Here is a 24,196-nt window from a genome sequence, read left to right as displayed (position 1 = left end):
AACCGAACCCTGGCGCAGATGTTTACTGGTTTTTTGGGGCTGACAGGATGATTGGTCTACTGAAACGCGCGATTGCTTGTATTGCCATGAGAACGGGGCGTTTAACCTGGATCTACAAGCGATTTTGTCAACCGGATGGCCTGCAATGGGCTATACATATGGCTCGCTGGGGCGGGCTGCACTCCATTGGCAAGAACGTGTGGATCAATCTTGGTTGCAATATCGCCGACCCGACGCTGGTACGCCTGGGCAACAACGTCGGGTTATCCGATTGCACACTGTTCGGCCACGACGCGACAGTTGGTCTGCTCAACGTGCGCTACGGCACCAAACTCGATTCCGTCGGCCCGATCGACATCCTTGATAACTGCTTTATCGGTCATGGCGCGATCATCCTGCCGCGCGTGACGATTGGTCCGGATTCCGTCGTGGCAGCGGGAGCCGTGGTGCTCCGGGACGTTCCACCCGGGGTGGTCGTGGGGGGAAATCCAGCCAGGGTGATCTGTACGATGGAAACGCTATTGAAAAATTCCCAGGAACGCTGCGCCGCTTATCCGTGGATGGACCTGATCCGCGAGCGTGACGGTGAGTTCGACCCGGAACTGGAGTTGAAGCTGCGAGCCATGCGCGTCGAATATTTCTTCGGTGAAAAATCCAATGGCTAGTGCTCCCCTCGATGTACTGGTGGTCAACTACAACACGGCGGGCCTGTTACAGCCGATGTTCAACGCATTGCGCCAACCCGCCAATGCCGAACCTGCGCGCTTTCTGGTGGTGGATAACGCCTCGGTGGATGATTCGCTGGAGCGTTTGGCGACAGTCTGTCCCGAAGCCTTGCTGTTGGCCAACGAGAACAACGTCGGGTTCGGCCGTGCCAACAATCAACTGGTTGAACACCTTCAAGGCAAGTACGCGCTGCTGCTCAACACTGACGCGTTCGTCGCTGCGGACACCTTGAGCAAGACCCTCGAGTACATGGAGGCCCATCCCGATTGCGGCGTCCTCGGCGTGCGCCTGGAAGGCCGGGAAGGGGATCTGCAACCCTCTTGCCGTTATTTTCCGACGCCCCTGAATGTCTTTCTCTCACGCACGGGGCTGGAACGTTTTTTCCCGATGATCAGGCGAGTCGACGACCTGCAGTGGGATCATGCCTCGGTCCGCGAATGCGACTGGGTGCCGGGCTGTTATTACCTGATCCGCCGTGAGGTGATCGACACCGTCGGGCTGTTCGACCCGCGCTACTTCCTTTACTACGAAGAAGTGGATCACTGTAAACGCGTCAAGCAGGCGGGCTGGAAAGTCATTTTCTACCCGCACACGACGGTGGTGCATATCGGCGGTGAAAGTGCCAAGTCCGTTGACGAACTCAACGCGGCGAGCCGGCAAATCCCCAGGCTGCAAATCGAAAGCGAGCTGCTGTATTTCCGCAAGCACCACGGCGTGGTGGGCCTGGCCTGGCATATGGCGCTGGTGTGCGCGGGAGACCTGATCCTGGCGCTCAAGGCGTTGCTTAAAGGCCGCGGCCGTCCGGCCATGGCTGCGTGCTGGGAGCACGCACGGGTCACCTGGGCACTGCTGCGTGATACCAAACTTGCCACCCAACCCACACGGTAGAGCCTTTCATGTTTGACAACATACGCGCGGATTTACGTGCCTACGGCGGTGATTGGGGCGCCCAGGGGTTCTGGGTGATGCTGGTTTATCGCTTCGGGCGCTGGCGTTATGGCGTACGCCCGGCACTGTTACGCAAGCTGTTCTCCTTCATCTACAAAGTGCTGTTCAAACTGGTGCAGATCGTCACGGGCATCGAGTTGCCATGCGAAGTGGCGGTGGGGCGCAACTTTGTCATCGATCATTTCGGTGGCATCGTCATCAGCGGCTACGCCCAGTTCGGCGACGACTGCCGGATCCGCAATGGCGTTGTCGTGGGCCTGAAGAATGTCGAAGAGCCCATCGCGCCGGTGATCGGCAACAACGTCGACATCGGTTCCGGGGCGAAGGTGCTGGGCAATATCCGCATCGGTAACAACGTGGTCATCGGCGCCAATGCCGTGGTGTTGACCGACGTACCGGACGACTGCGTAGCCGTGGGCGTCCCCGCGATCATCAAACAACGCAAGCCAGCGCAGGCCAGGGAATGCTCATGAACATTTTTGCTTGCCGGACCTGGTGAACGCCTTGATCAATGACATGGGGGTCGTGGTCATCGGGCGCAACGAAGGCCAGCGCCTGGAGCGTTGCCTGGCATCACTGGTGGGTGCAGCGCAGCAGATTGTCTACGTTGACTCCGGGTCGAGCGATGGTTCGGTGCAAATGGCCCGGGCGCTCGGAGTGGCGGTGGTCGAGCTGGACATGACGATTGCGTTCACCGCCGCCCGTGCGCGCAATGAAGGGTTTGCCTGCATGCAAAGGCTGCTGCCGACCCTGCGTCATGTGCAGTTTGTCGACGGCGACTGCGAAGTGGTTGCCAGTTGGTTGCCCCGGGCACAGGCGTTTCTCGATGCGCGGCCCGAGGTCGCGGTGGTGTGTGGCCGGCGCCGTGAGCGCTTTCCCCAGCGCTCGGTGTACAACCTGATGTGTGACATCGAATGGGACACGCCGATCGGCGAGGCCAAGGCCTGCGGTGGCGATGCCCTGATGCGCGCGGATGCCTTTGCCGCCGTCTCCGGATACCGCTCGGCCCTGATTGCCGGCGAAGAGCCGGAGCTGTGCGTGCGCTTGCGGGCCAAGGGCTGGCTGGTCTGGCGGCTGGACGAGGAAATGACCCTGCACGATGCGGCCATGACTCGTTTTGGCCAGTGGTGGAAGCGCACCTTGCGCGGTGGCCACGCGTTTGCCGAGGGCGCCTCGCTGCATGGGGCGACGGCGCAACAGCATTGGCGACGTGAATCGCGGCGTGCCTGGTTTTGGGGCCTTGGCGTGCCACTGGTGACACTGGTTGCCTGTTCGCTGCTGGGCGCGGCGGGGTTGTTGATCCTGTTGATCTATCCCTTGCAGGTGGCGCGCCTGGCTCGCCGTGGTGGCCGCTCGACACGGGAAAACTGGCTGCTGGCGTTTTTCCTGGTGCTGGGGAAATTTCCCGAGATGCTGGGCCAGGTCAAATTTCTATTGAGCAAATTCGGCGCCGGCAAGTCGGCCTTGATCGAATACAAGTGAGGCGTTCATGGATTATTGGCTCACCCTCAAAAGCTTGCTGAAGCTCAATGCCGGGGTCACACCGAGGGCGTTCAAAAACCAGCTCAAGGTGCCTGGGCTGGTGGCAAAAAACCGGCCGGCCCTCGAGCTGTTTTCGTCACGCATGGTCAAGGCGCTGGGCGCGAATGGCTTGCAAACCCTGGGCACCGATTGCCTCGGCGTCGTTCAATGGCCTTATGTCAGCAAGCGCTGGGAGGCCGAACAAAGGCTGAGCGCGATCGCGTCACATTACGAGGTGGTCACCCAGCGTTGCCCGCAACTGCTGTTGTCCGGGCGCGATGAAAGCCTGAAGTTGGGCGACTTGTCCGAGTGGGCCGCCGAGTGCGCCTTGGTGATGGATCGACCGAAATGGTTCATGCGCGAAGGCGAATTGGTGCTGAACCTGTTCCAGGACGATCTGCGAATCGCCTCACTGGCGTTCACGCTCGGGCGCACCGAGGCCGGAGTCTGTCTGTTCATTGGCGCTGTCCAGGGGATTCACAAAGGCGTGGACAGTGACAGGTCCCTGGCAATCTACCGGGATCTGACCAAGGCTTTTGAAGGCCTGCGCCCCAGGAGCCTGCTGATTGAAGTGATCAAGCACCTGGCGGTCAGGCTGGGCGTCGACAGGCTCTACGCAGTCGGGGATGAGTTTCGTCATCATCGCCATCCGTATTTTGGTGCAACCAAGGCCCAGGAATTGGCGGCCAATTACGATGTGATCTGGTTGGAGCACGGGGCGACGCCCTCTGATCGCGAAGACTTTTTCGAGATCCCCATGGCGCCGTCGATCAAGCCCCTGGAAACCATTGCTGCGAAAAAACGCGCCATGTATCGCCGGCGTTATGAGTTGCTGGAAAGCACGTTCAACAAAGTCGACAGCGTATTGATCGGCAGCGGTGCGGCCAGTCCCGCCCCGCGCACCGATACACAGGCAGCCGTGGCCATGCCCGCCGCCGTCACTCCCAACGATCTTTAAGCCCGGTCCCTATGCGCATCGCTTACTTCATCAATCAATACCCCAAGGTCAGCCATAGCTTCATTCGTCGCGAGATCCTGGCGTTGGAACGCCAGGGGTTCGAGGTGCAGCGCATTGCCCTGCGGGGCTGGGATGCCGAATTGGTGGACGCCGAGGACGTGTCCGAACGGGACAAAACCCTTTATGTCCTGCAGGGCGGGGTCATGGCGCTGCTCAAACCGGTGCTGCAAGTGCTGCGCCACCGGCCACGGGCATTCTTTTCGGCATTGTGGCTGGCGTTGCGCATGGGTCGGCGTGCCGATCGCGGCTGGCCGTATCACTTGATCTACCTCGCTGAAGCCTGCCGTATGCTGCCCTGGCTGCAAACGTTCGGTGCAGAACACGTGCATGCGCACTTCGGCACCAACTCCACTGAAGTGGTGATGCTGGCCAACGCGCTGGGCGGCCCGACGTACAGCTTCACCGTGCACGGTCCGGAGGAGTTCGACAAAGCGCAGTTCATTCACCTGGGTGAAAAGGTCCGGCGCTCGGCGTTCGTCGCTGCCATCAGTTCATACGGGCGCAGCCAGTTGTATCGCTGGGTGGACCATGGGCATTGGGCCAAGGTGAAGGTCGTGCATTGTGGGCTGGAGCGGGCGTTCCACGATGTGCCGGCGGTGCGGATCCCCGCCGTGCCACGCCTGGTTTGTGTCGGGCGTCTGTGTGAACAGAAAGGCCAGTTGTTGCTGATGGAAGCTGCACGCCTGCTGGCGGCGAAAGGCGTGGCATTTGAAATGGTCCTGGCCGGCGACGGTGAAATGCGCGGGCAAATCGAAACCCTGATCGCGCAACACGGCCTTCAAGCACAGGTGCGCATCACCGGCTGGATCAGCAGTGAACAAGTGCGCGAGGAAATCCTGGCGGCGCGCGCCATGGTCTTGCCAAGCTTCGCCGAGGGGTTGCCGGTGGTCATCATGGAGGCGATGGCGTTGCGTCGTCCCGTGCTGACGACCTATGTGGCGGGCATTCCCGAACTGGTGCGCCACGGTGAGAACGGTTGGCTGTTTCCCGCAGGCGCCGTGGAGGAGTTAGCGGACGTGCTGGAAGATTGTCTGATGCAACCCGATGAGGTGTTGCAAAGGATGGGCGAAGCCGCGTATCAGCGTGTGCTGCAGCGACACGACATCGACACCGAAGCGGCCAAACTGGCGGCATTATTCAAGGCTCAGGCATGATCACACTTCTCGGTTGGTTGTTCAGTGCGGTGTTGCTACTCATCGTGTTGCCGGTGCTGGTGCTGTTTGTCCAGGTGCTGCTGGCCTGCCTGCCGGTGCGCTCGAATCAGCCCCTGCGAGGGCCGCGACCACGGGTGGCGGTGCTGGTACCGGCGCACAATGAATCCTCGGTGATCGTCGCGACGATCAACAGTATCAAGCCGCAGCTCCAGGCAGGTGATCGTCTGCTGGTGGTGGCCGACAACTGCAGCGACGACACCGCCGCCGTAGCCCGTACTGCCGGTGCCGAGGTGGTTGAACGCAGCGACGACCAGCAGCGCGGCAAGGGCTTTGCCCTGGAGTTCGGCGCCCGTCATCTGGCCAGCGATGCACCTGAGGTGATGGTCGTCATCGACGCGGATTGCCAGTTGGGGGAGGGCACGATCGAACGTCTGGCCATCCGCTGCATCGAGTCAGGGCGGCCGACCCAGGCGCTCGACCTGATGCACGCGCCAACAGGTTCCGGGCTGAAGGTGCAACTGGCGGAATTTGCCTGGTGCGTGAAGAACCGCGTGCGCCCGCGTGGCTGGGCATGGCTCAATCTGCCTTGCCCGTTGATGGGCACGGGCATGGCGTTTGTCTGGAAGGATCTGGCGCTGATCGAGTTGGGCAGCAACCACATCGTCGAAGACCTGAAGATGGGCCTGGATTTCTGCCGCAGTGGCAAGCCGCCGCTGTTTTGCCCCGATGCGCTGGTGACCAGCTACTTTCCCCGTACCGATGAAGGCCTGGCCAGCCAGCGAACCCGCTGGGAGCATGGTCACCTGGGCGTGATCCTGGGGGATGCACCGAAGTTGTTCGTCGAATCGATCCGCCGCAAAAACTGGAACCTGCTGGCGATGACCCTGGATATGTGGGTTCCGCCGCTGGCGTTGTTGACCCTCATGCTGGGGGCCGGGTTCGTTCTGGCATGGCTGGTGGTGCTGTTGGGTGGCCCTGGCGCGCCGGCCTCCATCGCCACGGCGGGGATGGTCCTGCTGGGCGTCTCGATCCTGCTGGCATGGAGCCAATTCGGGCGGGCGATCATTTCGTTCACCGCGCTGATGTACGCCCCCCTTTACGCACTGAAGAAAATCCCCCTGTATATCGGCTTTTTGCTCAAGCGCCAGGTTGAGTGGGTGCGTTCGAAACGGGATGATCATTGATGAGCACCTGGGGCTGGCAACGTCACTGGCAAACGATCGTGCGCAAAATCCGTGTGGTTGGCGATGCAAGCGATGAACAAGCGTTGATTGAAGGCTTGTCCGACCCGCAAAAGGCCACGGTTGTCGGCTTCGTCAACGCCCATGCGATGAACCTGGTGACGGGCAACGACGATTACTACCAGGCCCTGTCGGCGGCCGACGTATTGCTGCGTGATGGCTCCGGCATGACTATCCTGTTTCGCCGGCTGGGTACCGAGCCCGGGCTGAACATGAACGGTACCGATCTGATTCCGAAGTTGCTGGCCGCTTACAGTGGGCGGCGGGTGGCGTTCTGGGGAACACAGGAACCGTGGTTATCCAGTGCGGTACGACAAAGCGAAGCAAGGTTTTCGGTCAATGTCGTTTCGGCTCACCATGGTTTTGCGCCGATGCAGGAATACGTTGATCTGGCCGTCAAACATCAGCCGCAACTGATTGTGCTGGGCATGGGCATGCCCAAACAGGAGGCCGTCGCCGCCATGCTGGCGGCCAGCAGCGAGCCCTGCGTGATTGTATGCGGCGGGGCCATCCTGGACTTTCTCGGAGGCAAGGTTTCCCGCGCTCCGCAATGGATGCGCCGCCTCGGTTGTGAATGGGTATTCAGGCTGATCAGCGAGCCGAAACGCCTGTTCAGCCGTTACGTGGTGGGTAACCCACTGTTCCTGTTACGGACTTTTCTCAGCAAGGATTTTTGAGGGGAGTCGGCCTAAGTAACAGTTCTGAAATATCTTGCAAAACACTCGGCTTGCATCTTTACTCTGCTTAGTATTTCGACTTGGCGGGTGTGCTAAAACTTTTATCTTCACAAGGGTTGTTGACGACTTAATGGCGTCAAAAACCGGTGTCCACGGAGGGAGTTGCGAGTTTATCGCAAGAAGGAAAGTTGGCATGTATTCAAAGACGTGTAATGTCATGTTTTTGCAGCACGTCGTAGAGCGCTGATGTCGAATAGTGGGTTTATGGGTTTTAAACCTGAATAAACTTTATTTGACGTGTATTGAAAAAATGAAAGAAAAAGCAGCGCAAATATTACGCAAGTTATTATCACCATCGGTGCGATTTGAACTGCGAAAAATGCTCGCCTGGTTTCAGGATATCGCCGCGCGGGCCTGTTTCTGGCAGTGGGAGGTAGTCCGATTCAAGCTACGAGAAGACAGCGCTCACGACATCCTTTACCTGGGCACGAAAACACGCCGAGCGTTTGCGCAAGTGTTGTTGGGCGCAAAGCCCCAAGGTGCCGATAACCGGATGCGGCTGCGAAAGTCGGCGCACACCGTGCTGGTCACTGAACTGCCCACCCCCGGTGCCTTGTACGTGCCGCAATTACTCAGTGCGGTGGTTCCGCTGAACCGCTCTATTGATGAGATTGCCGGACAATACAACGCCGAACTGCGGCGAAACCTGCGAAAGAATCGTGCTCGTTATCGTATGCAACAGGCGTTGAACGATGATGACATCGCCAGCGCGGACCGTGACATGCTGCAGCCCTATGCCAGCGCCAGGCATGGTTCCGCGGCCTCGCAAATTGCAACCCATGAGGTGCATCGCGTTGCAAAAACCGCCGGACGACTCGATCTGGTGCTGTTGGAAGATGAGGTCGTCGCTTGCCACCTTGGCTGCACCGTGACCCGCGCGGGCAAACGTTATTGGAGCACCGTACGGTTCGGGTATCCCGATACCGTGTTTTGTGATCAGAAAAAGTTGCGTGAAGTTAATTCAATTACCACGTTCATGGCACTTGAATGGGCGATTGAAAACAACTTCGATTACTACGATATTGGAACTTGCCTCGCCCGTCCGGATGACGGGCTTCTTGAGTGGAAGAGAAGGCGCGGTGGTGATGTCGATACGCTGGGTAATCACGGTTATTTGTTTGTAATCCTGCCGAAAGCGGGCGCTGCAGAGTTTCTTTGGGAAACGCCACTCTTCGCAGTTGAAAGTGGAAAGTTGACACTGCACTTGGGTGTGCCTGGCGATAAGAGTGATGCACAAGTTGCCACTCGTTATCGGGAAATGGGGTTCGGTGGGTTATCCAGGGTCTACCTCCATTGTCCAGATACACCACGGGAAGAACTGCTGGATATCTTGCGCAGTCGATACAGTCACCTGAACGATCCCCCGCTCCTTGAAACAGTTTTGTCGCCTGAACAGTCGCCCGTTGAAAGGGTCGTTGGGTATAGCCGCGGTTAGAGGGGGTGAGGACATGTTGCAGTTAAACGCGTTGGCCGGCAGCAGTCCATCGAAGTGGAGCCTTGCTGCGTACAAATACATGTTCAATACCCGAGTGACCCGCAAGCCCTCGGCGACCCTGGAAAGCCTCGCGGTCAAGTCCTGGGACATTGCGCCCGGCTCGAGCGCTATTGCACCGCCAGCGTTTTACCTGCCCAACCAACTGGAGCGGGTCACCGGTTGGGAAGAGGCGTTGTTTTATCCCAACGAGCACCCCCGTCGGACCATGGAAGGCACCGGGCTGGTTGAGCACGGCGCAACCCGGGGCTTTCTGCTCAAGGATGTGTGGATGATCGATGGCGCGCTTTACAAGGACAACGCCAAATCCTGGCTCACGCCGGGTGCCGGCCGGCTGCCGGGGATCCGCGTGGACCAGGAGATCGAGCGTGGGGCGTTGTATTGCACCGTCGGCGGCAACAAATGGTTTGGCACCTGGTTGATGGATGATTGCCTGACCTATCGCCTGGCCTGCGAAGAGGGTGTTCCAGTTACAACAGCTCCTTTTGCCGACAACGCATCCGTCGCCCGCAACGGTATCCTGCACGCACCCGGTTACGAGCGGTGGCTGGGGATGAGTCCCGTGCGGGTGCGCAATGCGTTTTTTCGCGAGCTGGTGATTTTCAACGACCTGAGCCAGAACTTGCATAAACACCGGCGTTTCCGGGCGATGGGTGAACAATTGCTTTCACACGTCAACGTCAACACGCATCCCGGAGTATTCATCGTACGGGGCGGCCACGGATCCTCGCGGCGGTTGCGCAATGAGATGGAAGTGGCTGAACGCCTGCGTGATCGGTGGGGCTTTCGCATCCTCGACCCCGCCACCAGCGATGTCCCGACCATCGTTGCGGCCTGCGCCGGCGCGAAAACCGTGGTTGGCATCGAGGGCAGTCATCTGATCCATGGGGTCAACGTGCTGTCGCCTGGTGGTTCGCTGCTGGTACTGCAGCCACCAAATCGCTTCCTGTGTTTCTTCAAGTACCTCACGGACCGCGACCATCAGAACTTCGGGTTCGTGGTGGGGATCGCGCAGGGGGATGGTTTCAGGATCGATCCTGACGAGGTTGAGCGGACACTGGAACTGTTCCCGGCGTCGTATGAAGGATTGAACCGCTATGGCAGCCTTTGAAGCCGTTCGGTACTTGATCGGTTCACGCAGGTCGCGTGAACCGATCAAGTGGTGGTCCGCTCAATAGGCATGCTTGCCGGTAAACGCAAACAGCGTGCGCACCAGGATGGTGAAGTCGAGCCACAGCGACCAGTTGTTGATGTACTCGATGTCTGAATCGACCCGGCGGATCATCTGGTCGATTTCACGGGTCTCACCTCGCAGCCCGCGCACCTGCGCCAGGCCGGTAATACCGGGTTTGATGTTGTGGCGGGCAAAGTAACCCGAGACATCGGGTGAGTACTGCACGTCATGCGCGATGGCGTGGGGGCGAGGGCCCACCAGTGACATTTCCCCCATCAACACGTTAAACAACTGCGGCAGTTCGTCGAGGCTGGTGCGTCGGATGAAGGCGCCCACCCGGGTGACCCGTGGATCGTTCTTTTGTGCCTGCTTGATGGTCCCCTCGGCGGGTTGATGGACCACCATGCTGCGGAATTTCCAGATGCGAAAGGACTCGCCGCTCCAACCCATTCGCTCCTGGCGAAAAAACACCGGCCCCGGGCTGTCGAGCTTGATCGCCAGGGCAACCAGCGCCAGCACCGGGGCAGCCATCAGCAAAATGAGGGAGGACAGGACTTTGTCCTCAAGGTTTTTGAGGAACAGGCGCATGCCGATCAGCGGCGTTTCCGACAAGGTCAGTACGGGAATGCCGGCAATCTCGCGAACGCTGTGGTTGATCAGGCGCAGGGAAAAAATATCCGGCACCCAGTTAACCGATATGTGTTTGTCGAACAGTCTCAGGTACACATCCTGGATCACCTCGGATCCACCCAGCGGCGTGACAAAATAAACGGTACGGATGGAATGCTTGACCACCAGTTCGTCCAGGTGCGAGATATCGCCGAGGACCGACAAGCGATGCTTGACGTTCGCGGGCTCCTTGCCTCGATCATCGTCCGCGCCAATCAACACGCAGCCGACGATGCGCTCGCCCAGCCAGGGGTTGGTACTGATTTTCTTGTGCAGGTAGTTGGCCAGTTCGCCGGAGCCGATGATCAGGGCATTTTCCAGTTGCGTGGGGTGGGCGAGGAATTTCTTCTGCATTTCCCGGGTCGCCAGGTGCAACAGCAACTGGGCGATATAGCCCAGGACGAAGAGCTCGCCCATCAACAAGCGTGAATAGACTTCGCTCTGCTTGGTCAGGAATGCCATGGCCACCAGGAACCCGAAGGTCGCGGTCCACGCCTTGAGAAGCTTGAACGCCTTGATGGTAAACACCACGTTGCTGCGGTAAATGGCGTAGTGGTCATAAACCACGGCCAATGCGCCAAGCAGCAACAACAGCATGATGACGTAGTCTTGGGTGATGTAGCCGATGTGATAGGTGATCAGGAACCAGGCAACGCCGGTGACTGCAACACAATCCAGACCTGCCTGAATCACTGCACTGGTACTGCTTCGACGCTGGAGCACGGAGCGGGTGTTGTTAGGTTCAAAAATCATGCTTGGACCTCATTTGCTTTCCTTCGCGCTCGATAATGACGAGATTCAGGTCAGTCGACTCCCCTCGAGAGTCCTGGCGTCACCGGCAAGCCACTTCACCCGTCATCCATCCCCGCAATGTACAGATTACGGAAGATGGAGACGCGTGCTATCACTTTAGCAGTACTGTGCAATCATCGACGGTATTGCTGCGGTTTGATACAACATCCTTGTCAAAAAATGAAGCCTGTGACCTGCAGGTCAAGCGAGCATCGCCTGCAAGCTGCCCTGACGATCCAGTTTTGCCAGGTCGTCGAACCCGCCGACATGGATGTCGCCGATAAAAATCTGCGGCACGCTGCGCCGTCCACCGCTGCGGGTGAGCATTTCCTCGAACTTCCCAGGTTCGCGCTGGACATTTATTTCTTCGCCAACCACCCCTCGGCTGGCCAGCAACGCCTTGGCGTTGCGGCAATACGGACAGGTGTCGGTGGTGTAGAGCGTTACAGTGTTCATCAGCAATACTCCGCAATCGGGTAACAGGGTTCAGGCGACCGGAAAGTCGATCTCGGTCTGCGCCACGTTGTTGAGGTAGTTGGTCAGCGTCATCAAGGCGACCTGGGCGATCACTTCAATGATTTTGCTGTCGTCGATGCCGGCAGCTCGTGCCGCTTCAATCTGTTCGTTGGCCAACCGGCCACGGCTTTCGGTGATCTGCCGTGCGAGGATGGCAACGGCATTCAATTGGCCATGGCGTGCGGCGACGATGTCTTGCGCCGACATCCCGGCTTTGTCGGCAAAGAACGAGTGGGCGCTGAGGCAATAGTCACAGCCGTTGACCTGGGAAGTGGCGAGGGCGATCACCTCTTTTTCCACGGCGCTCAGTGACGTCTTGCCCAGGGTTGCCGACTGTTGCAGGTAGGATGTCAACACGGCAGGTGCGTGTATCAGCGTCTTGAACATGTTCGGCAGGAAGCCGATTTTTTTCTGCACGCCTTCCAGCAGCGGGCGGGTAGCGTCAGTGGCGTGTTCGAGGCTCAGGGTGTTGATGCGGCTCATGATGTTTCTCCGTAAAGGGCGCGGTATGCGCTGGGTACGGAATTCATGTTAGTGATCATGGCTGGTGTATTGGGTGCAAATCGTCGAGGATATACAACAGATCGTCCAAACTTGTTGTCGGGAGTCCTTCCATGGATCGCTTGTCGACCTTGCTCAGTCATTTCGGCGTCAGTGCCGGCACCTTCCACAGCGGTACATTCTGCGGCATCACCGCGTTCGACGGTGAACAGGCCTGCGGACACCTGCATCTGCTGCGCGCCGGCGAGCTGACGCTGAAACTGGCCGATGAGCGCGAGCTGCTGCTGGACACTCCCACACTGATATTTTTTCCCAGGCCTTATCGTCATCGTCTGTTTGCCGATGACGCGTCCGATACGCAACTGGTGTGTGCTTCACTGGATTTTGATGGTGGCGCCGGCAATGCACTGGGGGCGGCGTTGCCCGATTACCTGGTGCTGGATCTCAAGGACCTGCCGACCTTGGCCGGCACCCTGGACTGGTTGTTCCAGGAGGCCTTCGACGGACTGTGCGGGCGAGAAGCGATGATGGATCGCCTTTTCGAAGTGCTGGTGATCCAGTTGCTGCGACACCTGCTGAGCAGTCGCGAGCAAACCCCGGGCTTGATGGCGGGCCTTGCCGATCCACGGCTGTCCCGTGCCTTGAGCCTGATGCACGATACGCCGGCCAAGGCCTGGACCGTGGCCGAGTTGTCGGCAGCCGCCAACATGTCCAGGGCCAGCTTTGCTGAACACTTTCGTCAAGCGGTGGGGCAGACGCCAGTGGATTATCTGGTGAGCTGGCGGGTCAGCCTGGCGCAGAAGCGTTTGCGTGAGGGTAAGTCGATCGCCTTGATTGCCGATGAAGTCGGCTATGAAAGTCCATCGGCACTGTCTCGGGCATTCCGGCGCAAAACCGGGGTCAGCCCGCGTGAGTGGGTGCAGGGCAGCAAGCGACGCTAGACGCTTGCGCTCATGGGGTCATGCCGTCTTCGATGGCGATGCCTTGTGCTTGCATCGCCTTGATCAGCTCGGCACGGGTGCCGGGCAGGTTGAGCATGGTTTCAGCGCGCAGGGCCGTGACTTCTTCGGCGGTGTACGGCTGGTAATGTTCGGGCACGCTTTTGCCGGCCATGCCGTCCGGTCGCATCAGCCAGTTGAGCAGGTCAGCCAGTTGCGCGTTGTTCAATGCCGATTGCGACATGCCAGGGACCCGCACGAGAAACTCGCGCCCGCCCGGCACCTTCAGAAAGTTGCCAACGAAGCCGGCCATCCTCGGGGTGTCATTGGCAGGCGAGCCCATGCCATTGCCCAGGTGGCAGCCCGCGCATTGCAGCTGGTAGTTCACACCAACGCTGTAGCCGGCCTGGTCGATCGGCGTCTGCAACGCTTCGTTGCCCGGTGCATGACGTTGGTTGGGATTTGGGATGGCCCGCGCATGGGCGAGCGGGGCAATAAAAAGGCAGGCCAGGCTGAGGATTAACACGTGACGCATGACAGACCCTTCTTGTTTTTATGATCGGCCCTGTCCCTGTAGGAGCGAGCAAGCTCGCGATGGTCGTTAACGATAACGCTGGCTGTCTGAATGCCAGCGGTGCCTGGGCGTCCATCGCGAGCTTGCTCGCTCCTACAGGGATTGCAGGGTTATGGGGGTTACATCAACTCAAACAGCCACGCCACGAATGATCGAAACGGTGCAGTGATAGATGTGCGATTTGGCAGCGAGGCACCAGTTCACATCGTTGTTGTTGAACGGGCGATAGGCCGGTTCTTCACTGTCGTTTCGGGTACAGGCGCATTGGGCGCAGCTTTGCTTACCGCAGCAGTCGTTGTAGGAAATGATGTAATCCTTGCCGTCGGCCGGGTTGCGGCAGGTGCCGATCCAGGTCACTTGGGAGGCCTCGGTGCCCGGCGGGCAGGAGGTCACCGACCCGCCGCAGCAGCTGCACAGAAAGCCGTCAATGGAGCAATAGCGCCAGTAATCGCAGCTATTAGGGTCACCAGGGTCGCCGGCTTTCGGGTCGGTGGCCGCCAGTGCCTTGCTGGTGCGATCCAGCGGCAGCAGCAAGGGCAGGGCGGCACCGGCCACCATCAGCGAGCCCATGCGCGCCAGCAGTTTGCGGCGCGAAGTGGTGTCGGCAACACGGCGCGAGGAGCGCTCGAACAACAGATCCAGCAGTTTCATGAAGGTCTCCCTGCCTTATCAGTGGCTATGGCCGTGGCTGTGATCATGCTCGTGGGGCTGAGCATTGAGGTATTGCTGCAACGTGGCGTGCTTGAGGTGTTCGACTTCAAACAGGCTGTCCAGGTGTTCGCGGGAATTGACCAGGCCCTTGGCTCGCAGGATGCCGGCCTTGTCGATCAGGGCGGCATAAGGCAGCTTGCCAATCTGGTAGGTCATGCCCACTTCCGGGCCGACCACGTAGGTGGCGTCTTCGAGTTTGTGTTCGCGGATCAGGGCTTGCTGGGCGTCCATGTCGCCATCGCTGACAAACACCACGTCGAGGCGGTCTGCCTGCTCTTTGGCGATGGATTTGATCGCCGGCAGCAGCGACTTGCAGATCGGGCAGGTCGGCGAGAGGAAGAACAGCAATTGCGATTTTTCCCCGGCGTAGCCGAAGTTCACCGGGCGGCCGTGACGGTCCGAGGCGGTGATTTGTGGTGCGGCCTCATTGACCGCCACACCTTTGTCGACCATCAGTGCGCCGGCAGGCGCCAGGCGACCGTGCAGCACACCAATCTGACGCACCAGGCCCATGACGACGAATGCCACGGCGACCAGCAGCACCCAGAGCAGAACGTTGGAAACGATTAAACCTTCCATTTTGATTACCTACCAATCAATTTGAGCAGAAGAGGGGAGTTCGCCAGCAGGCCATCGGCTGCGGCGTAAATCAGTAGCGCAACGGCGCTGGCGGCGACGGTTACGAAGCCATCGAAGAAACCGAGTTCGCGCACGGCCGGCGTGACGCAAGCCAACAGCGCCAGGCCCACCAGTGCGCTGTTTCGCAGCAGCAGGATCGGGCGCAGCGGTTGCGCCTGATCGGGGCCCGCGCAGCCACAGTCGATGTCGCGCCGACCGCGCCACAGGTTGATGCCGATAGCGGCCGCGTACAGCGCGATCAGTGTGCCAGCCGTCAGAGCAGCGTAGGCGCGGCAGGCCGGCACAAGCAGGGCGAAGGCAATCACCAGTTCAACCACCGGGATCAAGCGGGCAATGGGCCGCACCAGAACATCGGGCAGCAGTTGATAGTCCGCCAGTTGTTTTCTGAAGCGTGCTGGCGCGCGCAACTTGTGGGTTGCGGCGCTGGCCAGCAACACCGCGATGGCGAGTGCGCTGGCAATGATGAAGATCGGATCTGGTTGCATGGCCAAGCCTCGTTAGTAGCTCATGACCTGGGTCGCGGTTTTTGCGACCTTCGCCATGCTGCCGGTGTGCTTGTTGGTCTTGAGGTCGAAGATCTGCAGGCCGCCCTCGACGTCGCTGCCTAGCAGCAATGGCTTGTCGTCGCCAGTGGCCTGCATGCTCCAGATCGGTGCCGGCGCTTCCAGGGTGGCGATTTTCTTGCCCGTCTTGAGGTCGAAGGCCCAGATCAGTGGGCTCGGGTCTTCCCACTTCATCGGTTCGTGAGCGTCATGCATCAGCACGTACAGGCGATTCAGCTTCGGCGCGACCGCCATCAGTTGCCAGCCTCCCGGTGCCCAACCGGCCTTCTTTTCCTCTTCGGTGGTCAGCGACCAGCTCGGCAGGATCTTTGGCGCTTCGCCACTGAAATCCACTGCGCGGACGGTGCCGGTGGTCGTGGTGAAGTAGTAGGTGTCGCCGACGTTGACGGCGCGCTCCACCAGTCGCTCGGCGTTCGGATCGAAGAACGGCGTGCGGCTGCGCGCGGTTTCCTGGCCCTGGTCGTTGAGAGTGACGACCTGCAGGCTGCCATCACCGCACAGCGAGGCGAAGCGACGTTTGCCCACTGGGTAGTTGAGCACGCAACCGGGGATCGCGATTTCGGTGACCACGGCTTTGGCCTCGGTGTCGACCACGGTTACCGATGTCGACGGGGTGAAGTTGTAGACGTAGACAAAACGGTCGTCGGCGCTGGTTTTCAGGCCATAGCGCTGGGTCAGCGACTCGGCGCGTTTGTTCGGGATCAGCACTTCCCAGGCCGGCGACAGGGTCGAGCTGTCCCAGGCGGTCAACACGTCGGTGCGCGTACCGCGAGTGCCGCGCGAGTACCAGATGTCGGCGCTGTAGAGGGTTTTCTGGTCGTGGCTCAAGGTCGACGGCGCGGCGAAACCGGTCGGCACCATGCCGAGCACGCGCTTCTTGTCGGGGTCGACCACGGTGACGCGGCCCGCGACGAAACTTTCGAATTCGACATCGACCACAAAGGCTCGGTGGGCTTCGGGCGGGAATGCCAAAACGGTCTGGCCGATGCCAGTGTCAGCGGGAAGATCCGCGCTGGCATTGTTCAAACCCAGTACCAGCAGGCTGAGACTCAGCGCTGACTGTACGGTGATCCTGGTGGCTCGCATGGGAACTCCCTGAATTATTGTTCTCGCAAATCGCGGGTGCATGGCAGATTTTTACAGTTCGATTCTGCCTTGCCGGGGAGGAGGGGGAATTGCTGTGGGTGCCAAGAGGTTGTGTGTCTGTGCCAGTCTTGATGAGTGGGGGGCTGATTGGTGTACATATCCATTGTTGCGGTAACGGCCACCTAAGGTTCCGCCCTTTCGTTCGGTGCCTCGCCTAGGCTCGGCATACCCTCGCTCCGGCATCCCGAGGGGGCGGACACCGCGTCACGGCGACGCGAGGCGGCCTACCGGCCGGCCTGTTCTTTGAAGCGACGCATGCCCCTGTAGGAGCGAGCTTGCTCGCGATGGTGGTCAAGATGACGCTGGCGGCCTGACACACTGCGGTGCCTGATCCACCATCGCGAGCAAGCTCGCTCCTACAGGTCCGGGGCGATGGGGAGGGTGAAGCTGAACACTGCGCCACAGGGCTCCAGGTTCTGGGCCCAGATGTCGCCGCGGTGGCGGCCGATGATGTTTTTGCACAGGGCCAGGCCGATGCCGTTGCCGCTGACCTTGGAGGAGAAGAAGCCGTCGAACAGTTTCTCCTGGGCCTCGGCCTGGATGCCGCGTCCACGATCCTCGATGCGCAGCAGCGCCATGCCGTCCTCACTGCTCGCCTGAATGCGCAGCACCCGGCGTTCGACGGGCAAATCGCTCATTTCTTCAATCGCATTGAACGCCAGGTTGAGGATGACCTGGCCGATCAGTACTTTTTCGCAACTGACCCGCAGCGGCGTCTGGCTGGGGATGATCTCGACCCGAACCTGGCTTGGGTCGGCGCGCAGGCTGATGAAATAGCGGGTTTCGCGCAGCAGCTCGTTGAGGTCGATCAGTTCTTCGCTCTGCTCCAGTTTGACCACGTAGTCGCGCACGCTTTTGATGATCACCGAAGCGTGTTCGATCTGCCGTACAGCATTTTGCAAACCCCAGGTCACGCCCGGATCGGTGCTGGGTTCCTTGCCCAGGCGGATCACCGCGCCTTCGATGAAATTGCGTGTCGCCGCCAGCGGTTGGCTCAACTCATGGGCAATCGCCACGGCCATTTCGCCCATGGCGTTATAGCGCGCGAGGTATTCGAGCTTCTGCTCACTCAAGCGCCTCGCCTCTTCGGTGCGCACTTGTTCGGTGACGTCACGAAACAGCAGCAGGTGGCCGACCAGGTCGTCCTCGATCTCGATAAACCGACAGGTCGCCTGATGCCAGCGCCAGGCTCCATCACGACGCTGTACGTGGTAATGCACGCTGAACGGCGCATGTTCCGGGGTTTCGCTGGCCAGTTGTTGCAACAGACGCTGGCGTGAGTCGTCGTCGCACCAGGACAGGAAGTTTTCCCCGGTCAGCGCATGCCCTTCGCCGTGCAGCAGGAGCGCGCCGGAGTCGCTGATAAAACGGATCTCGCCCTGGGGGCCGAGCACTGCCACGCCTTCGGCCAGGTCCTGCATGAATGCCTTGAGCCGGCTTTCGAACCGCTTGAGGTCACGCTTGACCTTGTCCTCTTTGGAGATGTCGCGGAACTGCACCATCAGCACATCACGGCCTTCGAGGTGCATCAGGGTCGCGACCGCCTCGGAGAGAATTTCCACCCCTTGCTTGGAGCGATAACACCACTCGATGGCGCGCTGGCCGGTGCGTGCGGCGCCTTCCAGCCAGCGCAGGCCGACCGAACGCCGGTACTTGGGCGCATTGCGGGTCATGTCGGGGGCCTTGAGCGGTGTCAGTTCTTCCAGGGTGAACCCCAGCGCGTCGAGGGCGGCGGTGTTGGCCCAGAGAATCTCCTTGCTGTGTGCGTCGTGAAGAATGATGCACAGTGGCATGGCTTCGATCAGGGTGAAGAAATCGTTGGATGTTGGCAGGTACATCGCGCAGCCCTTGCAGCCAGTGAAACCTGGGAATGGGAAGTATGGCTTTTTATACCCGCTTGCGCGTGGGGATGCGCTCAGAAGTAACCGGGGGCGGGGTAGGGGATTTCTTTAGCCATGGGGCTACACGCACCAATAGTTGCGCACTGAGGCGGTTTTTACACTGGAACCCAACACAAGGGTAACGGCCTGCCGCTTCCCCTGTAGGAGCGAGCTTGCTCGCGATGGCGGTGTACCTGTCGACATCACTGGTGGCTGACACACCGTCATCGCGAGCAAGCTCGCTCCTACAGGGGGACGCGGGGCAACGAATAATAAATACAACGGAGACAAGCCATGCTGCGTTCAGCTGTCGCGGAGAAAGACCCTCTGCCAGGCGTTGAAGAGAACACCGCTTTTGCGCAAGTGCTGGAAGAAGTACGCCAGCGCCGCGATGAGTTCGATGCGGTGTCCCATGTGCCAAGGGACATGATCGAGCGCTTCAAGCAGATCGGCATCTACCGCGCCGCCACGCCGAAACGATTCGGTGGCGATGCTCTGGCACCCGCGCTGTTCCTGCGCATGATCGAGCGAATCTCCGAGGCTGACGGCTCGGCGGGCTGGGTCGCCAGTTTCGGTAGCGCCGGTGTCTACCTCGCGGCTTTACCGCCAGAAACCCTGGCCGAACTCTATGCTGACGGTCCTGACCTGGTGTTCGCCGGCGGCCTGTTCCCGCTGCAACCGGCCGAAGCGGTCGAGGGTGGTTATCAGGTCAACGGCACCTGGAAATTCGCCAGCGGCTGCAAGGGGGCCGACCTGCTTGGTGTCGGCATCGGCGCGGCCGGTGGCAAGCCGCGCACTGCGGTGCTGCGCCCGGATCAGGTGGATATCATCGAAAACTGGGACGTGGTTGGCCTCAAGGGCACCGGCAGCCATGACTTGCGCGTCTGCGACAAACGTGTCGACGAACGCTGGACATTCATTCGCGGCGGCGCAGCCACCATCGACGAACCGCTGTTCCGCTACCCGTCAATTGCCTATGCCGCCCAGGTGCTGGCGGTGGTCAACCTTGGCCTGGCCCGCGCCGCGCTCGACGAAGTCAGCCGCATGGCTGCCGGCAGCGGCATCACCGGCGCGCCAAAAATGGCCGACCGCGCCTACGTGCGCATCGAGATCGCCAAGGCCGAAGCCAGCCTGGCCGCCGCGCGCGGTTTCTTCTACAACGCCACCGAGCAGGTGTGGAACTCGATCCTCGCAGGCTGCCCGGTCACCGCCGAACAGACCAGCCTGCTGCGCCTGTCCGCCATTCACGTGTCCCAGGCCGGTGCCGCCGTGGTGCAAAGCGCCTACAGCCTGGCCGGTACCACCGCCATTTACCTGCGCCACCCGCTGCAGCGTTACCTGCGCGATTCGATGGTGGTCACCCAGCACGCTTTTCTCAGCGAAGGCCTGTACGACGGCGCCGGTTCGGTGCTGCTCGGCGTGCCGCCATTCCCTGGCTACATCTGAACCCACACTTAAAGGATCACCCCATGTCCCAGACTACCCAGGAACCGTTGCGCGTCGTCTTTTGCATCGGCATCACCCAGAACTTCTTCGACCTGCCCACCGGCGAAGGCCTGAGCGTGTGGAAAGGTTTCAGCCAGATGATGGCCTCGCTTGGCGCCATGCCCGGCATCAACGTGCTCGGCGCGATGGACGATGATCGGCTGATGGTCGGCCCGTCCACCACCTCGCCCTGGACCGTGTACATCATGGCCGACGTCGATTGCCACCAGTCGGTGATCGACGCCTGCAACCTGTTCCGCACCACCCCGGTAAACGAGTACAGCCTGTGGCGCTACGCCAAGGTCGAAGCGCGCATCGGTCGGCCGCTGACCATTCCCGACGCGGCCAAGGTGTAAGCCATGGAACAGGCCTTGCTCCAGCGTCTGGCGACGCTCGAAGGGGAAAGTGAGGTGCGCCGTTTGATGGCGCGCTACATGGACCTGTGCGATGTCCCCAGGGCACCCTGCCACGTCAGCGAATTGGCCGAGCTGTTCTGCCTCGACGCAATCTGGGAAGGCATCGGCAGCCAGACCGCGCAGACCTTCGGCCAGCATCACGGGCGGGACGCGGTGGCGGCATTCGTCGGCGGTTACCTGCCGCCGTCGGATCACTTCCGGCTCAACCTGCATTACCTCACCAGCGAGTCGATCCAGGTCGACGGCGGGACGGCGCAAGGGCAGTGGATCATGCAGCAGATTTCCACTTACGCCGACGGGCGCACCGAGTTGTTTGGCACGCGGTTGAACATCGATTTTCGCTGCGTCGACGGTACTTGGCTGATCGCGCATTTTCGCACCCAACGCCTCTTCAACCAGGAACTCAATGCATGAGCACCTTCATCAGCGAATTCCGCCTCGGCGGCAACGGCAAACGCGTGGCCATCAAGGACTCCATCGACATTGCCGGTCACCCGACCCGTTCCGGCAGCCGTGCCTTTGCCGACGCAGCGCCAGCGACGAAAAACGCCGAGGTGGTCGAATCGATCATCCAGGCTGGCTGGCAGATCGTCGGCAAGACCAACCTGCACGAACTGGCCTTTGGCGTCACCGGCATCAATGACTGGACCGGCACGCCGATCAACCCGCAGGCGCCGGACCGTGTACCGGGTGGCTCCTCCAGCGGTTCGGCAGCGGCGGTCGCGGCGGGGCTCGCGGACATCGCCATCGGCACCGACACCGGCGGTTCCGTGCGAGTGCCAGCGGCTTGCTGCGGTGTTGCCGGGCTCAAGCCGACTTATGGCCGTGTCAGCCGCGAGGGTGCGCATCCACTTCAATCGAGCCTCGATTGCGTCGGCCCGTTCGCCCGCAACATGGACGACCTGATTGCGGCCATGCGGGTGATCTGCCCGGGCTTCAACGTTCAGGGACTGCCCGCTGACGGCGCCAAAGTCGGGTTTCTTGAAGTCGATTGTGATGCCCACCTGCAAGCCCGTCTCGGTGCCGCTGCCGACCGCGCAGGATGGCGGCGCAGCTCGCTTTCGTTGAGCGAGTTCGAGGCCGCGTTCGCCGCCGGCCTGACCGTGATCAACTTTGAAAACTGGGCGGCCTTCGGCCACCTCACCGGCAAGGGTCTGATCGGCGCGGACGTCGAGCAGCGCCTGCTGGCGGCCAGTCGCACCACGGCGGCGGACCTGGCCCACGCGGAAAAAGTGCGGGCGCGCTTCAGCCAGCAGGTGGATGCCGCGCTGGATCAATTCGAGGTGCTGCTGTTGCCCACGTTGCCCAGCCTGCCGCCGACGTTGGCAGAGGCCCGCAGCGCGAGCAAGGCAGTGGCCGGGATGACGCCGCTGGTGCGGCCTTTCAACCTGAGCGGCCACCCGGCGCTTTCGGTGCCGGTGGAACTCGATTGTGGCGGGCTGAAGGTCGGCCTGCAGATTGTTGGCCGCAAAGGCCAGGACGAACAGGTCTGCGCCTTCGGTGCGCAGTTGCAACAACGCATGGCCGGTTAACGCTTTAGGCCTGAAAACAATCATAAAAACGCCATGAGGAGAACCGCATGAGCACCCATGACTACCGGCTGATCGCATCATCGAAAAGCCCCGAAGACCTGGTCCAGCCTGACCGCGTCGACGTCTCGCTGTACAACGACCCGGCGCTGTTCGAAGTCGAGCTGGAGAAGATTTTCTACCGCACCTGGGTGTGGGTGGCCCACGAAAGCGAAGTGCGCAATAGCGGCGACTTCAAGACTGCCATGATCGGCCGTCGCCCGGTGATCGTGGTGCGCGACAAGAAGAACACCATTAACGTGCTTGAAAACCGGTGCCGCCACCGTGGTGCCACCGTGTGCGAAAAGCACAAGGGCAACGCCACCGGTTTCACCTGCCCGTACCACAGCTGGTCCTATGGCCTGGACGGCAAGCTGCGTGCGCTGCCGTACCCGGACGGTTATGAAGGCATCCTCGAAAAATCCGAGCTGCCGCTGACCAGCCTGCGCGTCGAAAGCTACGCCGGCATGATCTTCGCCAGCTACAACGACGATATCGAACCGCTGGAGGACTTCCTCGGCGGGGCCAGACACTGGATGGACCTGTTCATGAAGCAGGGCGCCGGTTATCCGATCAAGACCCAGGGCGAACACAAGTTCAGCTTCAAGGGCAACTGGAAGATCCAGCTGGAAAACACTACCGACGGCTACCACTTCCCGATCGTGCACAAGTCGTTCATGTCGTCGGTGGATGAGGAAACCTCGGAAATGCTCTCGTTCATGACTGACGAGCAGGCCGTGACCCATTCGCTGGGCAACGGGCACAGCGTCATGGTGATGGTGCCGGAGCACGTCGATCTGGATCACGACGACGGCACCGAGCAGTTGCAGGAACGCTTCGCCCACGTCACCCGGGAGCTGTCCAAAACCATGGCGCCGGAGCAGGTGCGCCGGATCGTGCGCTCGTTGCATGGCGCCGGGTTTAACCTGAACCTGTTCCCCAACGTGGCCATGTCGATGTCGTTTTTCCGGGTGCTGCGCCCGGTGTCGGTCACTGAAACCGAGATCCGTCATGTTGCCCTGGGCATGGACGGCGGTCCGGAAATCGCCAACCGCGAGCGCATGCGTATTCATGAACACTTCCAGGGCCCGTTCGGTTTTGGCAGCCCCGATGACGCCGAGGCCTGGGACCGCGTGCAGCGCGGGTCCTACGCGGGTGTCGATGCACCGATCCTGGTCAACCGTGGCCTGAACCGCGAAATCACCGCTGAAAATGGCGACAAAGTCAGCCACGCCACCGACGAAGGCGGGATGCGCGGTGCCTACGACATGTGGAAAAGGATGATGAGCCAATGAGCAATCACGACATCTTGAATGGCGGCCCGCTGGGCCAGGCCATCGAATTCATCTGGCGCGAAGCCGAGTTGCTGGACCACAAGCACTACGCCGAGTGGGCGACCCTGTGGAGCGAAAGCGGCAAGTACATCGTGCCGATCGACCCGGACACCGAAGACTTCGAGGCCACGCTCAACTATGCCTACGACGACGCACGCATGCGTGACCTGCGCATTGAGCGCCTGACCGCCGGTTACTCGCCGTCTGCCGTGGACGCGGCGAAAACCATCCGCACCGTCTCGCGTTTTCGCCTGGTGGAAGCGGCGGGAGACATCGTCGAAGTCAACTCGGCACAGTTGCTCTACGCCTACAAACGTGGGGTGCACACGCCGTTCGTGGCCGACCTCAACCACCGCATCCGCTTCACCGACGGCGTGCCGAGCCTGGAACGCAAAGTGGTACGCCTGATCAACTCCACCGACAGCCTGAGCGCGCTCGGCTTCCTTTTGTGAG

At 60.6% G+C, this 24,196-nt stretch carries 26 protein-coding genes; 17 read left to right on the top strand and 9 right to left on the bottom strand.

Annotated elements, in window-relative coordinates; translation table 11 throughout:
- Positions 1-47: 47 nt before the first annotated feature.
- From AB4N33_RS10785 to AB4N33_RS10740, 10 genes are all read left to right on the top strand, one after another.
- A complete protein-coding gene (locus tag AB4N33_RS10785; RefSeq protein ID WP_460126386.1) occupies positions 48-665 on the top strand; it encodes an acyltransferase in 618 nt (205 codons plus the stop codon).
- Complete coding sequence (locus AB4N33_RS10780) at positions 658-1,614, top strand: glycosyltransferase family 2 protein (protein WP_476457255.1); 957 nt, start codon at positions 658-660, stop codon at positions 1,612-1,614. Before AB4N33_RS10785 ends, AB4N33_RS10780 begins: the two co-directional genes overlap by 8 nt.
- A gap of 8 nt (positions 1,615-1,622) precedes the next feature.
- On the top strand, positions 1,623-2,147 hold the full coding sequence (locus AB4N33_RS10775) for a serine O-acetyltransferase (RefSeq protein WP_460126383.1): 525 nt from the start codon (positions 1,623-1,625) through the stop codon (positions 2,145-2,147).
- A 43-nt stretch (positions 2,148-2,190) separates the two neighbouring features.
- Positions 2,191-3,156, top strand: a complete 966-nt coding sequence (locus tag AB4N33_RS10770) for a glycosyltransferase family 2 protein (RefSeq protein WP_476458805.1) — start codon at positions 2,191-2,193, stop codon at positions 3,154-3,156.
- 7 nt (positions 3,157-3,163) lie between these two features.
- On the top strand, positions 3,164-4,153 hold the full coding sequence (locus AB4N33_RS10765; RefSeq protein WP_476457254.1) for a DUF535 family protein: 990 nt from the start codon (positions 3,164-3,166) through the stop codon (positions 4,151-4,153).
- An 11-nt stretch (positions 4,154-4,164) separates the two neighbouring features.
- Positions 4,165-5,367, top strand: a complete 1,203-nt coding sequence (locus tag AB4N33_RS10760) for a glycosyltransferase (protein ID WP_476457253.1) — start codon at positions 4,165-4,167, stop codon at positions 5,365-5,367.
- The gene (locus AB4N33_RS10755) at positions 5,364-6,551 is read left to right on the top strand and encodes a glycosyltransferase family 2 protein (RefSeq protein WP_476457252.1); all 1,188 of its coding nucleotides are present in this window, start codon (positions 5,364-5,366) and stop codon (positions 6,549-6,551) included. Before AB4N33_RS10760 ends, AB4N33_RS10755 begins: the two co-directional genes overlap by 4 nt.
- Positions 6,551-7,285, top strand: a complete 735-nt coding sequence (locus AB4N33_RS10750) for a WecB/TagA/CpsF family glycosyltransferase (protein WP_460126377.1) — start codon at positions 6,551-6,553, stop codon at positions 7,283-7,285. The genes AB4N33_RS10755 and AB4N33_RS10750 overlap by 1 nt, the downstream gene beginning before the upstream one ends.
- 310 nt (positions 7,286-7,595) lie before the next feature.
- Complete coding sequence (locus AB4N33_RS10745; protein WP_476457251.1) at positions 7,596-8,780, top strand: hypothetical protein; 1,185 nt, start codon at positions 7,596-7,598, stop codon at positions 8,778-8,780.
- A gap of 13 nt (positions 8,781-8,793) precedes the next feature.
- A complete protein-coding gene (locus AB4N33_RS10740) occupies positions 8,794-9,948 on the top strand; it encodes a glycosyltransferase 61 family protein (RefSeq protein ID WP_476457250.1) in 1,155 nt (384 codons plus the stop codon).
- A 60-nt stretch (positions 9,949-10,008) separates the two neighbouring features.
- Here the strand turns inward: AB4N33_RS10740 and AB4N33_RS10735 are convergent, their stop codons facing one another.
- The 3 genes from AB4N33_RS10735 to AB4N33_RS10725 form a co-directional block, all read right to left on the bottom strand.
- Positions 10,009-11,433: an undecaprenyl-phosphate glucose phosphotransferase gene (locus tag AB4N33_RS10735; protein WP_460126374.1), complete on the bottom strand. Its 1,425-nt coding sequence runs from the start codon at positions 11,431-11,433 to the stop codon at positions 10,009-10,011.
- A 240-nt stretch (positions 11,434-11,673) separates the two neighbouring features.
- A complete protein-coding gene (gene grxC, locus AB4N33_RS10730) occupies positions 11,674-11,928 on the bottom strand; it encodes a glutaredoxin 3 (protein WP_460126372.1) in 255 nt (84 codons plus the stop codon).
- Positions 11,929-11,958: 30 nt separating this feature from the next.
- Entirely contained in the window at positions 11,959-12,471 is a 513-nt protein-coding gene (locus tag AB4N33_RS10725; protein WP_476457249.1) for a carboxymuconolactone decarboxylase family protein, read from the bottom strand.
- Between the two features lie 131 nt (positions 12,472-12,602).
- Between AB4N33_RS10725 and AB4N33_RS10720 the strand changes: the two genes are divergently transcribed.
- The gene (locus AB4N33_RS10720; protein ID WP_476457248.1) at positions 12,603-13,430 is read left to right on the top strand and encodes an AraC family transcriptional regulator; all 828 of its coding nucleotides are present in this window, start codon (positions 12,603-12,605) and stop codon (positions 13,428-13,430) included.
- 10 nt (positions 13,431-13,440) lie between these two features.
- On the opposite strand, the gene AB4N33_RS10715 is transcribed toward AB4N33_RS10720, so the two are convergent.
- From AB4N33_RS10715 to AB4N33_RS10690, 6 genes are all read right to left on the bottom strand, one after another.
- Positions 13,441-13,962: a cytochrome C gene (locus AB4N33_RS10715; protein WP_476457247.1), complete on the bottom strand. Its 522-nt coding sequence runs from the start codon at positions 13,960-13,962 to the stop codon at positions 13,441-13,443.
- Positions 13,963-14,130: 168 nt separating this feature from the next.
- The gene (locus AB4N33_RS10710; protein ID WP_460126367.1) at positions 14,131-14,652 is read right to left on the bottom strand and encodes a methylamine dehydrogenase light chain; all 522 of its coding nucleotides are present in this window, start codon (positions 14,650-14,652) and stop codon (positions 14,131-14,133) included.
- 18 nt (positions 14,653-14,670) lie between these two features.
- A complete protein-coding gene (mauD, locus tag AB4N33_RS10705; protein ID WP_476457246.1) occupies positions 14,671-15,291 on the bottom strand; it encodes a methylamine dehydrogenase accessory protein MauD in 621 nt (206 codons plus the stop codon).
- Positions 15,292-15,296: 5 nt separating this feature from the next.
- A complete protein-coding gene (locus tag AB4N33_RS10700; RefSeq protein ID WP_476457245.1) occupies positions 15,297-15,836 on the bottom strand; it encodes a MauE/DoxX family redox-associated membrane protein in 540 nt (179 codons plus the stop codon).
- Between the two features lie 12 nt (positions 15,837-15,848).
- Positions 15,849-17,000 carry an amine dehydrogenase large subunit gene (locus tag AB4N33_RS10695; RefSeq protein ID WP_476457244.1) on the bottom strand — a complete coding sequence of 384 codons (1,152 nt, stop codon included), beginning with the start codon at positions 16,998-17,000 and terminating at the stop codon, positions 15,849-15,851.
- A 416-nt stretch (positions 17,001-17,416) separates the two neighbouring features.
- Positions 17,417-18,898: an ATP-binding protein gene (locus AB4N33_RS10690; protein WP_476457243.1), complete on the bottom strand. Its 1,482-nt coding sequence runs from the start codon at positions 18,896-18,898 to the stop codon at positions 17,417-17,419.
- Positions 18,899-19,234: 336 nt separating this feature from the next.
- Between AB4N33_RS10690 and AB4N33_RS10685 the strand changes: the two genes are divergently transcribed.
- The 6 genes from AB4N33_RS10685 to AB4N33_RS10660 are packed head-to-tail and all read left to right on the top strand — an operon-like array spanning position 19,235 to position 24,195.
- Entirely contained in the window at positions 19,235-20,386 is a 1,152-nt protein-coding gene (locus tag AB4N33_RS10685) for an acyl-CoA dehydrogenase family protein (protein WP_460126362.1), read from the top strand.
- Between the two features lie 23 nt (positions 20,387-20,409).
- Complete coding sequence (locus tag AB4N33_RS10680; RefSeq protein WP_368554123.1) at positions 20,410-20,781, top strand: hypothetical protein; 372 nt, start codon at positions 20,410-20,412, stop codon at positions 20,779-20,781.
- A 3-nt stretch (positions 20,782-20,784) separates the two neighbouring features.
- Positions 20,785-21,255, top strand: coding sequence for a nuclear transport factor 2 family protein (locus AB4N33_RS10675; RefSeq protein ID WP_460126361.1), 471 nt, complete (start codon positions 20,785-20,787; stop codon positions 21,253-21,255).
- Complete coding sequence (locus AB4N33_RS10670; RefSeq protein ID WP_460126360.1) at positions 21,252-22,373, top strand: amidase; 1,122 nt, start codon at positions 21,252-21,254, stop codon at positions 22,371-22,373. The genes AB4N33_RS10675 and AB4N33_RS10670 overlap by 4 nt, the downstream gene beginning before the upstream one ends.
- 47 nt (positions 22,374-22,420) lie before the next feature.
- Positions 22,421-23,704 (top strand): aromatic ring-hydroxylating oxygenase subunit alpha, encoded by a 1,284-nt coding sequence (locus tag AB4N33_RS10665; protein WP_460139555.1) that lies wholly within the window; start codon positions 22,421-22,423, stop codon positions 23,702-23,704.
- Complete coding sequence (locus AB4N33_RS10660; protein ID WP_476457242.1) at positions 23,701-24,195, top strand: aromatic-ring-hydroxylating dioxygenase subunit beta; 495 nt, start codon at positions 23,701-23,703, stop codon at positions 24,193-24,195. Before AB4N33_RS10665 ends, AB4N33_RS10660 begins: the two co-directional genes overlap by 4 nt.
- Position 24,196: the final 1 nt, after the last annotated feature.

Source organism: Pseudomonas sp. S1_E05 (genome assembly GCF_056337105.1).
The sequence above is the reverse complement of the archived record's forward strand: the minus strand, read 5'-3'. Positions and strand labels throughout refer to the sequence as shown.